The sequence below is a fragment of the Geobacter sp. FeAm09 genome, from assembly GCF_008330225.1.
Lineage (GTDB): Bacteria > Desulfobacterota > Desulfuromonadia > Geobacterales > Pseudopelobacteraceae > Oryzomonas.
In genome coordinates this window covers 3,613,934-3,629,476 of sequence record NZ_CP042466.1, presented here as the reverse complement: position 1 = coordinate 3,629,476, position 15,543 = coordinate 3,613,934, and the positions used below count along the sequence as shown (strand labels likewise).

Genomic DNA, 15,543 nt, shown 5'->3' with positions numbered 1-15,543 from the left:
CAGGAAATTGCCCGTCAGTTATGGGCCACTCGCAACGCTTCCTTGGCATTGGCCTGAAAGAGATTGGCCGCCTCGAAGACCAGGTTCATGGTCCCCCGATAGCCGACCCATACCTTCTGGTGAGCGCCCAGGCGGTCGAAGACCGGCACTCCCGCCCGCAGATGCGCCCCGATCTTGAGCTTGCCGGCCGCCTGACGGCCGTTGGAGTTGGCCACCAGCAGATCGACGCCCTCGGCCGCCTCTTCCAGGTCCTCCAGATCGCCCACGGCGACGTTGGCGCTCGGCAGTCCGTCCAGCCCGCGGGTCCGGGTGGCGCTGAGGGCCGCCTGGATCTCGCACCCCATGCCGCTCAGGAAGGTGGTCAGGGCCTTGAGGGCGTCCGACTCCAGGGCCAGGGCTACCTTTTTGCTGCCGAACTGGTAGTGGCTGTCCAGCATGGCGTCCATCAGGCGGCTCCGCCAGCGGCGGTGTTTTTCCGGTATGGGAAGCCCGGCGATGGCGCTGAGCGTCTCCATGAAGCGGTCGGTCTCGGCCAGGCCGGTCAGGGAGTTGAATCCGTAGGCCGGGATGCCGAACCGTTCCTGGAGCTTCAGGCCCGCCTTGGCCAGGGAGTCGCCGATATAGACGGTCGCGACGCTCCTGCCCGCCGTGCGGATCGCATCCACCGTGATGCCACCGGTGGAGAGGGGTGAAACCTCGTCGTCAACGTGGCCGTCCATGGCGTTGGCGATGTCAGGGATGGTCAGCACGGTCAGGCCGAAGGATTCGACCAGTTCCTTGATCTCCTCCACGTCGGCGGGTGTGAGGTGGGCGCCCGGCAGCAGGTTCACCTGCCGCTCGATGGCCGGCCCCCCTTCCGGCAGGGTGGCGAGGATCGCTTCCACGGTGGCGGCGTACCCTTCCTGCAGGGAACCGCAGTAGTCGGGGGTGGATGCCCACACAACGGGCACGTCGGCATACTCGGGGTTTTCCTGGCGGAAGTGGACGATGGCGCTCTGCACGTCGTCACCCATGGTTTCGGTCAGGCCGGAGGTCATGATGCCCACCACCCGGGGCCCGAATTTGTCGATCACCCGCTTGATCCCCTTCTTGAGGTTCTCCCAGCCGCCGAAGATGGCTGTATCCTCGCTCATGGCGGTACAGTTGAGGGCGATGGACTCCTTGTAGTGACGCGCCAGCTGCAGGCGTATGAAGGTGGAGCACCCCTGGGCGCCGTGCAGGAGGGCGAGCATGTTATCGATCCCCATGTAGGCCATGGTTGCGCCCAGGGCCGGGGAGTTTTTCTGGGGGTTGACCGTGGCGCATTTGGTGGCGACTTTGACCCGCGAGGCGGAAATATCCTCGGCCAGGAAGGTGGCGGCGTGCCCCGCGGCCGCAGCGACATCGGCGGCGAACTCGTCCTCGCTCTTTTCCCACGGAGCCGGGGCGTTCACCACCGGCCAGATCGGGTTGTTGACCGTCAGGTCGAGTTGGCGGGCGAAGGTCACCATCCCCTCGTAACCGGCGTAGGGGTGGGAGCGGCCATGGTTGATGTCCAGGAATGGGGTCTTGGTCTTGAGCGCCAGGTATTTTGTTTTGCCGCCGGCCACGATCAGGTCCGGCAGTTTTTCGGCCATGACCCCCAGAAGCCCGGCGGTGGAGGTGTCCTCGATGATCCTGGCGTCCTTGTGCATCAGGCTTTTCATGCGGTAGAAGTCTTCCAGGGTCGAATTCTGGGTACCGGCCGCCAGGATTTCCACTCCCAGTTCCCGCAGGGAGTTGACCATGGACCAGGTCTTGACGCCGCCGGTGAACAGCACGGCCCGCTTCCCTTCCAGCCGCGCGCGATAGGGGGCGATGCGCTGGCGGCACAACTCCTCTTCCTCCACCAGCAGCTTCTCCACCCGGTCCTGCATGGTCCGCTTCTCCAGGCCGTTGACCGCATTATCCAGTTCCCGGGCAATGTCCCTGAGCGCCTTGGCCGTATCGGTCATGCCGTAAAAGGACTCTTCCAGGTAGGGCATGCCGTAGGTTTTCTGCATCTTCTTGGCCAGGTTCGTCAGGGATTTGGAGCAGATGATGATGTTGAGCTTCGCCCGGTGGGCGTAGCGCAGCTCCTGGAATTTGGCGTCCCCGCTGATGCAGGAGAGGATCTGGATGCCCAGGCGGTTGAAGAGCGGCAGCATGCCCCACAGGTCGCCGGCGATGTTGTACTCGCCGATCAGGTTGATGGGGTAGTCGCCCAACACCGGGGGTTCGGCCGTGCCGACCACGTGTTTGAACAGGATCTCGCCGGCCAGGCGGTTGCCGATGTTCTTGTCGCCGATAAAGCCGGGGGTGTTGACCGGGATGATGGGGATGGAGGTCTTCTCCGCCGCAGCCTTGCACACCGCCTCCACGTCGTCGCCGGTCATGGCGGTCACGCAGGTGGCGTAGACGAACATGGCGTTGGCTTGCCCCTTGTAGCGTTCCGCCAGGTCCAGGATGGCCTTGTAAAGCTTCTTTTCGCCGCCGAAGATGACGTCGTTCTCCAGCATCTCGGTGGTGAAGCCCCGCCGGAAGAGCTGCGATCCGGACGAACGGGCGCCGCGGTTGTCCCAGGAGTTGCCGGCGCAGGCGATGGGGCCGTGCACCAGGTGGATCACGTCGGTAATGGGCATCAAGACGACGCGGGCGCCGTCGTAGGCGCAGGAGCGTTCCGTGCCTTCGCCGGGTTCGGATTTCTTGCAGAACTTCGGCGCGCCCTTGTCGTGGGTTTCGCAGTCGGTTGTGTCGTACCAGTCGGGCTTTGCCATGATATCCCTCACTTTTCCATGGGCGGCCTGTCGGCCCCCCAATAAAAAAGGCGCGCCATTTCGGTTGAATGGTTGGCGCCTTTGCCAAGTATCGTCCCTGTCTCTGTTGTATGCATGCCTGGTTTCTTAGGTATGCAGACGTACTGCATGTGGTGTGCCAAACTAATTGTTGTTGTAATATTGAATGGTTATGTTTTGGTGGTGAGGCGGTGAGGGAGGTATTCAGACTGTTGCTGCTGATTTTTTATGCACTGGTACGCCGTGGAGGGGCAGGGAGAGGCGGTGCCGGTGACTAAGATGTGGGCAGGTGTGCTTGCGGCCCGGAAGCGGCCGCCGATACGGAAAGCGGGATGGAACCGGCCGGTTCCATCCCGCGTGTGTACTGCCGAAAAATCGGGTTTCGGCTTAGCCTTTCGAGGCCCGCTTCCGTTTGGTCGGGTCCAGTTCCTTTTTGCGCATGCGGATCGAGAGAGGGGTAACCTCGACCAATTCGTCGTCGTCGATGAATTCCAGAGCCTGCTCCAGGGTCAGGACGCGGGGCGGCGTCAGCTTGATGGCGTCGTCGGAGCCGGAGGCGCGCACGTTGGTCAGTTTCTTGCCCTTGCAGGGGTTGACGTCCAGGTCGTTGTCCTTGGCGTGCTGGCCGATGATCATGCCGCCGTAGACCTCGACCCCGGCCCCGATGAAGAGGGTGCCGCGGGGCTGGAGGGCATCCAGGGAGTAGGCGGTGGTCTCGCCGTGCTCCATGGCGATCAGCACGCCGTTCTTGCGGCCCGGGATGTCGCCTTTGTAGGGGGCGTAATCGTGGAAGGTGTGGGTCATGACCGCCGTGCCGCGGGTATCGGTCAGCACCTCGCCCCGCAGGCCGATCAGGCCGCGGGCCGGGATGATGAACTCCAGGCGCACCATGTCGCCCATGGGGCTCATGGCCGCCATTTCACCCTTGCGCGGGCCCATCTTCTCGATGATGGCGCCCTGGAACTCGGAGGCCACGTCCACCACCAGGTATTCCATCGGCTCCATCTTCTGACCGTCCCGTTCCCGGACGATGACCTCGGGTTTGGATACGGCCAGCTCGAAGCCCTCGCGGCGCATGTTCTCGATCAGGATCGACAGGTGCAGTTCGCCGCGGCCCGACACCTTCAGGGTGTCCGGGGAGTCGGTGTCCTCCACCCGAAGCGATACGTTGGTGCGCAGTTCCTTGGCCAGGCGCTCCCGGATGTTGCGCGAGGTGACCCACTTCCCTTCGCGGCCGGCAAAGGGGGAGGCGTTGACCATGAAGTTCATGGACAGGGTCGGTTCGTCGATGGAGACATAGGGGACGGCGATGGGGTTCTCGGCCGAGGCCAGGGTCTCGCCGATGCCGATCTCGTCGAAGCCGGCCACGGTAACGATATCGCCGGTTTCCGCCACGCTGATTTCCACCTGCTTCAGGCCTTCATAGCCGAGCAGCTTGGTGATGCGCCCCTTCTGAACCGTGCCGTCCTGCTTGATCATGGCGACGGTCTCGCCGGAGGCGACGCTGCCGTTGAAGATGCGGCCGGTGGCCATGCGGCCGATGTAGTCGTTGTAGTCGATGTTGGCCACCAGCATCTGGAAGGGGGCCTTGGCGTCTCCCTGGGGGGGGCGGACATTGCTTTCGATCACGGCAAACAGCGGCTCCATGCTGCTGGATTCCGCATTGACGTCCAGCTTGGCGTAGCCCATCTTGGCGCTGGTGTAGACCACCGGGAAATCCAGCTGTTCGTCGCTGGCGTTCAGTTCGCAGAACAGGTCGAAGACCATGTTCAGCACCTCGTCCGGGCGGCTGCCGGGGCGGTCGATCTTGTTGATGACCACGATCGGCTTCAGTCCCAGGTCGAGGGATTTCTTGAGGACGAAGCGGGTCTGGGGCATGGGGCCGTCCAGGGCGTCGACCAGCAGGAGCACCGAATCCACCATCTTCAGGACGCGCTCCACCTCGCCGCCGAAGTCGGCGTGGCCGGGGGTGTCCACGATGTTGATCTTGTAGCGGCCGTGGTGGATGGAGAGGTTCTTGGCCAAAATGGTGATGCCGCGCTCCTTCTCCAGGTCGTTGGAGTCCATGACCCGTTCGGTGATGGCCTCGTTTTCCCGGTAGACGCCGGAATGGCGCAGCATGGCGTCAACCAGGGTGGTCTTGCCATGGTCGACGTGCGCGATGATGGCGATGTTTCTGATACGCTCCTGCATGGTAAAGCTCCTAATCGTTCAAAATAAAAGGACGGGCATGCGCCCGTCCAGATTATCTCCTACTATGTCAGCTTTTCAGGCCGCTGGCAAGTAAATATCGCGTAACAATTCATAATGCCGGATATTTATGCATCCCCACGACGGCCGCAAGCGGGTTCGAGCCGGTTTTTGACGTCAGGTTTAATGGTCGTGGTACCCCAGCACCACCAAGAGGCAGCTCCCGTCGGCGATGACATTGACCTGCCGCTGCCGGCAGAGGGCCACCGCCTCGGGATGTTCCGCCCCCGGCTGCATCCAGATGTTCTCGATCCCCTGCTCCAGGGCCAGGGGCACCAGCCGGGCGGTCACCTCGGGCGGGGTGATCATGGAGATGCTCTTGACCTCCGGCGGCAGATCGCCGATGGCGGCAACGCAGGCCACCCCTTCGATCTCCTGCTCGTTGGGGTTGACCGGTATGGCCCCGTAGCCGTGCTGCAGGTAGCAGCGCAGCACCTTGTTGCCGTACTTGGAGCGGTTCTGCGATGCCCCCACGACCCCGAAGGCCGGTGAGGTGAGGAACGTGTCGATCTGCTGCTGCGTGGTCATGAGCGGCTCATTTCTCCGGTCAAACCCGGACCTGTCCGTCGCCGTAGACGATGAACTTGGTGGTGGTCAGATCCTCCAGCCCCATGGGGCCGAAGGAGTGCAGCTTGGTGGTGGAGATGCCGATCTCGGCCCCCAGACCGAGCTGGCCGCCGTCGGCGAAGCGGGTGGAGGCGTTGACCAGCACGCAGGAGGAGTTGACCTCGCGGATGAACCGCTGGGCCCGGCCGTAGTCGCTGGTGACGATGGCCTCGGTATGCAGGGAGCCGTAACGGTTGATGTGGGCGATGGCCGCATCCATGTCTGCCACCACCCGGCAGGCCAGGATCAGTTCCAGGTATTCCGCATGCCAATCCTCCTCGGTGGCCGGCGTGGCCGAGGGGGCGTGCTGCCGGAAGGCCTCGTCGCCGCGCAGTTCCACCCCGAGCCCTTCCAGGGTGGCGGTGATGCGGGGGATGAAGGCGGCCGCCACATCCTTGTGGATCAGGAGGGTCTCCAGGGCATTGCAGACCCCCGGGCGCTGCACCTTGGCGTTGACGACGATCTTCTCGGCCTTGTCGAAGTCGGCCGTGGCATCCACGAAGACGTGGCAGACCCCCTTGTAATGCTTGATGACCGGGATGCGCGAGTTTTCCGAGACAAACCGGATCAGGCCCTCGCCCCCCCGGGGGATGATCAGGTCGATGGACTCTTCCTGTTTGAGCATCTCCAGCACCCCCTCCCGTTCGGTGAAAGGGAGCACCGCCAGGGCGGCCGGCGGGATGTTCAGGTCGGCCATGACCCGGGTCAGGATCGCGGCGATGGCCAGGTTGGAGTGGATCGCTTCCGATCCCCCCCTGAGGATCACGGCGTTGCCGGCCTTGAGGCAGAGGGCGGCCGCGTCGGCGGTCACGTTGGGGCGCGCCTCGTAGATGATGCCGATCACCCCCAGCGGGATGCGCATCTTGCCCACCATCAGGTCGTTGGGGCGTTTCCGCATCCCGGTGATCTCTCCCACCGGGTCGGGGAGGGCGGCCACCTCGCGCAGGGCGGCGGCGATGGCGGCGATACGCTTTTCGTCCAGCATCAGGCGGTCGAGCAGGGCGGCGGAGAGCCCTTTCTGACGTCCCGCCTCCAGGTCCCTGCCGTTTTCGGCGATGATCCGGGCCGTGTCTTTTTCCAGGGCCGCGGCCATCCGCACCAGCATGTCGTTTTTGGCGGTTGTGGACAGACGGGCCATAACCAGCGAGGCCTGGCGGGCCTCCACGGCGATCTGTCGGATCTGTTCGGCAATACTCATAATCGGTTTCTCCTGCGGCCATGGTGACTGGCCCAGTGGTATGGGCATGGCATCAGTTTACGCAAAAAGTCCCCATCCTTCAAGATAATTGAGGGGTTCACCCGCTGGTGCCGGGTGCCCGGAGTGGTTGCAATGATATTGACCTGCAATTTCAAAGTGCTATAATTAGTACGGTAGTGACTATAGTGCACAAAGGAGGTGCATGGTCATGAAAGGTACGACACATCTCAGATCGGTACGTGACACCGGCGAAACCGCTACGGTGCCGGTAACTGCGGAGCATGTGCCCGAAACACGGGGGAGCTGGCTCGAAACCACGCGGCTTCCCAGCCTGATCGACGACATGGAACGGATGATGAACGAGACGTTCCGGCGCCCGTTCTTTGAAACGGGCATGGCACCGTTCAGGGGTTTCCTGCACGACATGGGGCGCGGGGGGATGGCGCCATCGGTGGACGTCTTCGAGGACGCGGGCCACATCGTCGTCAAGGCCGATTTGCCCGGCCTGACCAAGAACGACATCACCGTGAAGCTGATCGACAACACCCTTGAGATCAGCGGCGAGAAGAAGACGGAGGAAAAGATCGACACGCGGGATTACCTGAGGCTGGAGCGCAGCTACGGCAAATTCAGCAGAACCCTGCGGTTGCCGGAAGGCCTGGACGCCGACAGGGTGGCTGCCAGATTCACCGAGGGTGTTCTGGAGGTCAGGATCCCGAAGGTGGAGGACAAGCGGGTGGTGAAGAATATCACCATTAAATGACGAGAAGAACCGTGAGGCGGGTGTCAGGAACGGGGGGGCAGAAAAATGCCGTCCCGTTTTTTTTGCCCTGAATCCGTGACGCCTCCATGTCGCAGTGGCCGGAAGGCCTCAGCCTTTGCCTTTAAAGAAGATAGCGACAACCCGACGGAGGATCGCGGGTGAGGTGCTGCGGCACTCCGGCGTCACGGATTCAGATTCATATTTCCCCTGTCACACGCGCCGGTGGGCCGCAATCACCGCCTTGACCGCCGTCACCACGTCGGCGGCATCCTCCTCCGTCATCTTGGGGAAGAGCGGCAGGGAGAGGATTCGCTCCGAGGCATAGCTGGCCACCGGCAGGTCGCTGTCGGCCACGCCCAGGTGGTCGCGGTAGTAGGGGTGGTGGTGGATGGCTTTGTAGTGCAGCCCGCTGCCGATGTTGTGCTTCTTCAGCTCCTCCATGAACCGGTCGCGGTTGATATCCAGCTTTTCGATCCTGACCAGCGGCGTGTAGAGGTGCCAGGCGTGGCGCTGGTCGTAGGGGGCAGAGACGGGCAGCGCCAGTTCGGCGACGTCGGCAAACTCCAGGTTGTAATAGGCGGCGATCCCGGCCCGCTTATCGATGAATTTGTCCAGCTTGGGGAGCTGGTGGATGCCGATGGCGGCCTGGATATCCATCATGTTGTATTTGAAGCCGGGCAGGAGGATGTCGTAGTTGGGGGTGCCGCTGGCGGCAAAGCGCTTCCAGGCCTCGCGGCTCATGCCGTGGAATTTGAGCAGGGAGATCTCCTCGGCCAGGGCCTCGTCGGCCGTGCAGACCATGCCCCCCTCGCCGGTGGTGATGTTCTTGTTGGGGTGGAAGGAAAAGATGGAGATGGAGTCCAGGGAGCCGATGCGCCTGCCCTTGTATTCTGTGCCCGCGGCGTGGGCCGCGTCCTCGATGACGGTGAGGCCGCGTTCCCGGGCCAGGGCGAAGATCGGGTCCATGTCGCAGGACTGGCCGGCAAAGTGCACCGGGATGACGGCACGGGTGCGGGGGGTGATCTTCTCCCGGATCCGTGCCGGGTCGATGTTGAGGGTGCCGGGCTCGATGTCCGCCAGCACCGGCGTGCCGCCGCAGAGGATGATCATGCTGACCGTGGAGGCGAAGGTCATGGGGGTGGTGATGATCTCGTCCCCCTCCTTGATGCCCAGCGCCAAAAGGGTCAGGTGCAGGCCGGCGGTGGCCGAGCTCAGGGGGATGGCGTAGGGGGCCCCCACATAGGCCCTGAAGGCGTCCTCGAACCGCTTGACCTTGGGGCCGGTGGTGATCCAGCCGGATTTGAGGGAATCGACGACCTCGTTGATCTCGTCGTCGTCGATGGTTGGGGTGGAGAAGGGGAGGAAGGTGTCGCGCATGGTGTTGGGAACTCCTTTAAGAGGCAGTTGAAAAACTCAGGTTGTTCAAAAATAGCCAGATCGTCGCACCCGCTCGACAAGCCCTGAAGAGGACCTCACCCGGCCTTTGGCCACCCTCTCCCAGAGGGAGGGGGCAACGGTATCCCTTCTCCCTCTGGGAGAAGGATAGGATGGGGGCGCTACGCGGCACGCAAGGACGTTCGAGGACGAAGGCTGATGGCTGTTTTTCAACCACCTTGCCGGTTCGATATCAGCCGCCGCCTCCCCGATTCCCCCACAACCCGCGGGGCGGGATGGAGCAGCGGGAGCAGGCGGTCCAGTTCGCCCTTTTTGAGGATGATCAGCACCGGGGTGTCGCTCCCCCACAGCCGCAGCAGCGCCTGCTGGTCGGGAAACCAGGCGGACTGGTCTCCCTGCTTGCTGCCGAACTCCAGTTCGTCCAACTTGTCGGTGACCATGATCCGCCGCTGGGTGTACCAGCAAACCCCCTGCTGGGGGCCGAAGGTCACGATGCGCGTCTGCGGCCCGGCCAGGGAGCGGGCTTGCAGCGCCAGGGCGCGGGGAGATTCGGCCTGGGCGATGGGCACCATTATCGAGCGCGGGATGAAAATTACCAGGAGAAATGAGCAGAGGCAGAGCGTAGCCACCATGCGGAGCGGGTTGTTGCCCGCGGAGACCAGGGCGGTTATCCCCTGTATGAGAAACAGGGCGGCGATGGCCGTGCCCCCCGCTGTACTGACCGCCGGGGCGTTGTTGATGAACTGGTGCAGCGGGTCGCTCAGGCGCGGCAGCGCCCCGGCCAGCAGGTCGGCCAGTTCGGGGAGGCGGGCATAGGCCAGGGCCGCCACGCCCAGAAGGGTCAGGGTCATGCCCAGCAGGATGGAGGCCAGCTTGAGTTCGCGTCCCTGACCGTCCAGCACCCTGTCGATACGGTTGGCGATCAGGATGGCCAGGGGCGGGAAGACCGGCAGGATATAGGGGACCAGCTTGGAGTTGGACTTGGAGAAGAACAGGAAGATCAGGACCGCCCAGATCAGCAGGTAGAGCCCGGCCTGGCTGTCGTCGTGATGGCGGTCGCGCCAGGCCCGCCGCAAGGCTCCGGGGATGAAGAACGACCAGGGGAGCAGCGTCGCCGCCAGCACCGGCAGAAAGAACCAGAACGGCTGGTAGCGGCCATGCACGGTGCTGGTGAAGCGTTCGAAATGCTCGTGGATGAAGAAGAAGCGGGCAAATTCGGGATTCCGCAGGGAGACGGCCACAAACCAGGGGGCGGCCAGGGCCAGGAACAGCGCCAGGCCGGTGGGGAGGCGCATCTCCCCGAGCAGGTTCCAGCGGCCGCTCAACAGCAGGTACAAGAAGATGATGCCGGCGGGGAAGACGATGCCGATCAGCCCCTTGGCCAGCACCGCCAGGGCGCAGAACAGATAGAAGGCGTACCAGGGCCCCGGGGTGCCGCGGCGCCCCTCGCGCTGGCTGGCGATGATGAAGGCGCCCAGTGCCGCCGTGAGGCAGAAGGTCAGCAGCATATCGGTCAGGATGATGCGCGACTGGAGCACGAAACCGGCCGCAGTCCCCAGGATGGCCGCCGCAATCAGGGCCGTGCGCCGGCCGTAAAGACGCCGGGCGATGACATAGGTCGCCAGCATGGTCAAAAGGCCGCACAGTGCCGACGGGAAGCGGGCGGCCTGCTCGGTGAGGCCGGACAGCTTGAGCGAAGCGGCGTTCAGCCAGTACAACAGCGGCGGTTTTTCGAAATATTTGACGTAGTTGAGGGTTGGGGTGATGAAGTCTCCCTGCTCCACCATCTCCCGGGGGATCTCCGCGTAACGCCCCTCATCGGGGTCGATCAGCGGCAGTCCGCCCAGAAACTGGAAAAAGGGGATGCCCATGACAAAGGCCAGGATCACCAGATCCCGCAGCCAGCCGCTCCCCCCGTCGTGGACATACCCCTTCAGGTCTCTCACGGTCTTTCCCCCTTTTCCCGGCGCACGAGATCAAAGGGCTCGACCGCAAAGGGGGGCGCAAGGAGAATGCGCTGGTTGGGGTTGGCCACGTCGGCTGCGACGGCATCGCCTTCCGGGGTCAGGACGCGCATCTCCCCTACCGTCAGCCTCGCCAGCCGCATGCCGGGGCCGACGAACTCCAGCGCGTCGCCCGAGCGGATGCGGTTACGCACCCCGATCACTACCTTGCCGTCGGCGCGCACCGCCTCCGCCAGGCCGACGAACTCGTGGCTGCGGATGTAGGCCGAATGATACTCCTGTCCCACGTTGCGGGGGGTGCCAAAGAGGAAGCCGGTGGTATACCCCCGATGGCTCAGTTTGGCCAATTCCTCCAGCCATTCGGGGCGGCAGCGCCAAGCGGAGGGGTTGGCCCGGTACTCGTCCAGCGCCTGCCGGTAGACCCGCAGCACGGAGGCTACGTAATTGATCCCTTTCATGCGCCCCTCGACCTTAAGCGCGGACACCCCGCTCTGTACCAGTGCCGGCAGGTGTTCCAGCAGGCAGAGATCGCGGGAGTTGAAGATGAAGGTGCCGTTTTCGTCCTCCGCCACCGGGAAATATTCTCCGGGGCGGCTCTCCTCCACCAGGTGGTAGCTCCAGCGACAGGGGTGGGCGCACTCCCCCTGGTTGGCGTCGCGGCCGGCCAGGGCGCTGGAGATGAGACACCGGCCCGAATAAGAGATGCACAGGGCGCCATGGACAAAGGCCTCGAACTCCACCTCCGGGGCGTGGGCGACGGTCTCGCGGATGGCCTCCAGGCTCATCTCCCGCGCCAGATTGATCCGCTTCACCCCCTGCTGCGCCCAGAACCGGGCGCTCTGCCAGTTGATGGTGTTGGCCTGGGTGGAAAGGTGCAGTTCGCGCTGGGGGGAGATGTGGCGCGCCATGGCCATGACGCCCGGGTCGGCCACAATGTAGGCGTCGAAGGGGAGCGGCGCCGTCTGGCGGAGGAACTCCTCAAGCCGCGGCAGCGCATCGTTGTGGGGGTAGCTGTTGACCGTCAGGTAGGCCTTCACCCCGCGGCTGTGGCAATAGTCCAGGGCAGCCGGCATCTCCTCGATGGCGAAATTGTCCGACAGATTGCGCAGACCGAAGGAGCGCCCCCCCAGGTAGACGGCATCGGCGCCGTAATGGACGGCGATCTTGAGTTTTTCCATGTTGCCGGCCGGAGCCAGGAGTTCGGGGGTGTTCACGGATGGTTCCCGTCGCTGATGTTGGTGGCTGGATGCGTAGAAGAAAAATGCTAACATATTCTGTCGGTTAATTAAACCAAGAAAAACAGCCGGCCGCAGTTTGTCCGGGGCGGTGAAAACAGGCCGAAAATCCGGTCTCTGCCCAAGAACGGGCTGAGCGCGACGCAGGAGCCCTTTATTCCCCACACCGGGCGGAAAAGAAGTCGGCGGCCGGAGTTTCATCCCGCCGCATGACCGATTCCGCCGTCGCCCCCCGGGCCGCAAAGCCAGCTTTCGCTTGACAAACGAAGGTTTATGGCTTTAATTTATGAAAAAATCCTGACATTTGGAGGAATTATGCCGTTCGGCATCCGGTGGGCCGCATGTGTTGCCGCTTCTCTCGCCCTGGCCGGCTGTGCGCAGCACGACCTCATGGTCAAGCGCCAGACCGAGACCGAGGCAAAGGTGGAGCACCTCATCCAGTCCGACAAGCGGGCCGAACAGCGCCTGAACGAGCTGTCCGGCCAGGTCCAGTCCCAGGAGGAACAGGCCAAGGCCGCGAGCGTCCAGCTCAAGCAGCTTCAGGACACCATCAGGGAATTGCGCACCGCCCAGGATGAGCTCAAGGCGCGCATCCTGCTCCAGGCGGCGCCCAAGATCGAGGTCATCAACCAGGAACCCGCATCCAGGGGCAAGGATTACGGCCCCCCTTCCGACTATGTCAAGGCGTTCGGCCTCTACAGCGCCAACAGCTTTCCGGCCGCCATCGAGGCGTTCGAAGCGTTTCTCAAGAGTGATCCCAAAAGCAGCTATGCCGCCAACGCCGTCTATTGGATCGGCGAATGCCACTACAGCCTGTCCGCGTTGACCAAGGCACGCGACGCTTTCCGGAAGGTGGTTGACGATTATGCCAAAAGCGCCAAGGCCCCGGACGCGCTCCTGAAGCTGGGGTATACCCTGGCGGCCATGGGGGAGAAGGACAAGGCCGCCGCAGCTTATGATCGCCTGGTCAAGACCTATCCCGGCAGCCCGGCGGCGGCCAAGGCGCGGGAACGGCTGACCGCCAATTGAGGGACCTGCAGCGTTTCCCGCTGTTAACTTTTCAGGAACGACCGAGGTGCGTATGAAAACCAGACTTGCCATGCTGCTGTTCGTCGTAGCGCTTTTCGTGCCCGGCCTGGCCCTGGCTGCGGATGAGGAGCCGACCATCTACGTCATACGGCAGGGCGATACCCTCTGGGGCCTGTCCGAGCGTTTTATCAAAGAGCCCCGCTACTGGCCGAACATGTGGTCCAAAAACAGCCAGATCACCAATCCGCACCTGATCTATCCGGGGCAACGGGTACGGGTGTTCCCCGACCGCCTGGAATTCGAACCCCGGGAGCAGCAGGGGAGTGCGCCGGGAGCCCAAAAGGCTGCGGCCCAGGCGGAAGCCCTGGCCGAGGTGGCCGCCGAACGGACCTACAGCGTGCGGGGGAGCGAAGGCTTTTTGATGGAGACCGACCGCAAGCCGGCCGGTTTTGTCGTCGCCATCCACCACGACCGTATCGTGGCCGGGGATGACGACATCGTCTATACCGATATCGGCAAGGCACAGGGGGTCAAAGGGGGGAGAAGTTTTCGGTCTACCGCAAGGAGGGGACCGTCAGTCATCCCGTTTCGAGCGAGATCCTGGGCGCCAAGGTGGTTCCGCTGGGCACGCTGCAGTTGACCGATCTGGAACAAAAGGCTTCCCGGGCCATCGTTACCAGGGCCTATCAGGAGATCTCCCCCGGCTCCTACCTCATGCCGTACCGCGACGACAAGCGCCGCGAGGTGGCCCTCAAGATGCCGTCCAGGGATCTGAAGGGGTATATCGTCGAGAGCTACAGCGGGACCGAGATCATCGCCGCCGGCGACATCGTCTACATCGACCTGGGAAGCGCCCAGGGGGCCGAAGCGGGCAACATGCTCTATATCGTCCGGGATGTGACCCTCGACCGACAATACGTCGAGGGGCGTATCGACCGTTTGCCCCAGGAGCTGCTGGGGGCGCTGGTTGTCCTGGAAACCGGCAAAAAGACGGCGACCGCCCTGGTGGTCAAAAGTATCGATGCGATCTACAAGGGCGACAAGATCGTCAGCCTGACCAAATAGGGATGAACGCACCACACGAGACCGGCCGGGAGGCCGGTCTTTTTTTTCTCTCATGCCCGCGGGAGCGGCGACTGGAAGGTGTGGGACATGGAAGAATTCTACTGGCTCGGCCTCAAGGCGGTACCCGGCATCGGCAATGTCACGTTCCGGCGCCTGTTGGAACGTTTCGACGCCCCCGGGGCGGCGCTGGCGGCATCGCCAGCGGAGTTGGCGGCCGTCAGGGGGGTGACCCCGGCCGTGGCCGGGGCGATCAGGGAGGGCGGCTGGAAGCGCTTCGCCCATGAGGAGTGCCGCCGGCTGGAGGGAAGCGGTGCGCGGCTGGTGACGTTCGTTTCGGCCGACTACCCCAAGTCACTGTTCGAGATCCCCGACCCTCCCCCTTTTCTCTATGTGCGGGGCGAACTGCGCAGCAGCGAATTGGCGGTGGCGGTCGTCGGTTCGCGCCGGGCGACCTCCTATGGCCTCATGGCCACGGGGCGTCTCGCCGAGGCGCTGGCCGCGCATGGCGTGGCGGTGATTTCGGGCATGGCCCGCGGGGTCGATACTGCGGCCCACAAGGGGGCGCTCCAGGGGGGCGGCAGAACCGTCGGCGTCCTGGGGTGCGGCATCGACCGGGTGTACCCGCCCGAAAACCGCCCGCTCTTCGAGGCGGTGTGCGAAACAGGGTGCCTGGTCTCCGAGTTCCCCCTGGGGACGTTGCCCCTGGCGGAAAATTTTCCCCGGCGCAACCGGATCATCAGCGGCTTGTCCCGCGGCGTGCTGGTGGTGGAGGCGGCAGAAAACAGCGGTTCCCTGATCACCGCCCAATTTGCCCTGGAGCATGGCCGCGACGTCTTTGCCGTCCCCGGCAACATCTCCTTTGCCGCCTGCCGCGGCAGCAACCGCCTGATCAAGCAGGGGGCCAAGCTCGTCGACTGTGTTGAGGATATTCTGGAGGAGCTTCGCGGCCTCCCGGCTCTGAACGGGGAGTGCGCCCCGGCGCAGGCCGCCGCGCGGACCTTCAGCCTGACCCCCCGGGAAGCCGCAGTGTATGAACTCCTGGCCCGTTCGTCGCTGCACATCGACGACATCATCGCCCAAACGGAATTGACAGCCGGAGAGGTTTCCTCTATGTTACTGCACCTTGAGCTCAAGGGGGCGATAACACCGCTGCCGGGCAAGCATTTCGCCGTAGCGGGGTAGGGACGAAAGGGACTGCGGGACCTTTCGCCGCTGTATTTACTATTAATAATTATATCAGAAGGAT

The 15,543-nt window shown here is 63.6% G+C and carries 12 protein-coding genes; 5 read left to right on the top strand and 7 right to left on the bottom strand.

Annotated features, from left to right (window positions below; all coding sequences use genetic code 11):
* Positions 1 to 14 precede the first annotated feature (14 nt).
* The 4 genes from FO488_RS17105 to FO488_RS17090 all read right to left on the bottom strand — a co-directional run bounded on the left by FO488_RS17105 (position 15) and on the right by FO488_RS17090 (position 6,846).
* A complete protein-coding gene (locus tag FO488_RS17105) occupies positions 15 to 2,774 on the bottom strand; it encodes a bifunctional nitrogenase iron-molybdenum cofactor biosynthesis protein NifEN (protein ID WP_149211663.1) in 2,760 nt (919 codons plus the stop codon).
* Between the two features lie 405 nt (positions 2,775 to 3,179).
* Positions 3,180 to 4,985, bottom strand: coding sequence for a translational GTPase TypA (typA, locus tag FO488_RS17100; RefSeq protein ID WP_149211662.1), 1,806 nt, complete (start codon positions 4,983 to 4,985; stop codon positions 3,180 to 3,182).
* A gap of 180 nt (positions 4,986 to 5,165) precedes the next feature.
* On the bottom strand, positions 5,166 to 5,570 hold the full coding sequence (locus FO488_RS17095) for a CoA-binding protein (protein ID WP_149211661.1): 405 nt from the start codon (positions 5,568 to 5,570) through the stop codon (positions 5,166 to 5,168).
* Positions 5,571 to 5,589: 19 nt separating this feature from the next.
* Entirely contained in the window at positions 5,590 to 6,846 is a 1,257-nt protein-coding gene (locus tag FO488_RS17090; RefSeq protein ID WP_149211660.1) for a glutamate-5-semialdehyde dehydrogenase, read from the bottom strand.
* Positions 6,847 to 7,054: 208 nt separating this feature from the next.
* Here FO488_RS17090 and FO488_RS17085 point away from each other — a divergent pair, with 208 nt between their 5' ends.
* Entirely contained in the window at positions 7,055 to 7,609 is a 555-nt protein-coding gene (locus FO488_RS17085) for an Hsp20/alpha crystallin family protein (protein ID WP_168206080.1), read from the top strand.
* A gap of 210 nt (positions 7,610 to 7,819) precedes the next feature.
* On the opposite strand, the gene FO488_RS17080 is transcribed toward FO488_RS17085, so the two are convergent.
* The 3 genes from FO488_RS17080 to FO488_RS17070 all read right to left on the bottom strand — a co-directional run bounded on the left by FO488_RS17080 (position 7,820) and on the right by FO488_RS17070 (position 12,182).
* Positions 7,820 to 8,986, bottom strand: a complete 1,167-nt coding sequence (locus tag FO488_RS17080) for a DegT/DnrJ/EryC1/StrS aminotransferase family protein (protein WP_149211658.1) — start codon at positions 8,984 to 8,986, stop codon at positions 7,820 to 7,822.
* 227 nt (positions 8,987 to 9,213) lie between these two features.
* Positions 9,214 to 10,950, bottom strand: coding sequence for a phospholipid carrier-dependent glycosyltransferase (locus tag FO488_RS17075; protein ID WP_240732026.1), 1,737 nt, complete (start codon positions 10,948 to 10,950; stop codon positions 9,214 to 9,216).
* The gene (locus FO488_RS17070) at positions 10,947 to 12,182 is read right to left on the bottom strand and encodes a U32 family peptidase (protein WP_149211657.1); all 1,236 of its coding nucleotides are present in this window, start codon (positions 12,180 to 12,182) and stop codon (positions 10,947 to 10,949) included. Before FO488_RS17070 ends, FO488_RS17075 begins: the two co-directional genes overlap by 4 nt.
* A gap of 336 nt (positions 12,183 to 12,518) precedes the next feature.
* Between FO488_RS17070 and ybgF the strand changes: the two genes are divergently transcribed.
* From ybgF to dprA, 4 genes are all read left to right on the top strand, one after another.
* On the top strand, positions 12,519 to 13,232 hold the full coding sequence (gene ybgF, locus FO488_RS17065; RefSeq protein ID WP_149211656.1) for a tol-pal system protein YbgF: 714 nt from the start codon (positions 12,519 to 12,521) through the stop codon (positions 13,230 to 13,232).
* 52 nt (positions 13,233 to 13,284) lie between these two features.
* Entirely contained in the window at positions 13,285 to 13,872 is a 588-nt protein-coding gene (locus tag FO488_RS20480; protein WP_304598758.1) for a LysM peptidoglycan-binding domain-containing protein, read from the top strand.
* A complete protein-coding gene (locus FO488_RS20475; protein WP_304598757.1) occupies positions 13,845 to 14,297 on the top strand; it encodes a hypothetical protein in 453 nt (150 codons plus the stop codon). Before FO488_RS20480 ends, FO488_RS20475 begins: the two co-directional genes overlap by 28 nt.
* Before the next feature lie 87 nt (positions 14,298 to 14,384).
* Positions 14,385 to 15,479 carry a DNA-processing protein DprA gene (gene dprA / locus FO488_RS17055; protein WP_149211655.1) on the top strand — a complete coding sequence of 365 codons (1,095 nt, stop codon included), beginning with the start codon at positions 14,385 to 14,387 and terminating at the stop codon, positions 15,477 to 15,479.
* Positions 15,480 to 15,543: the final 64 nt, after the last annotated feature.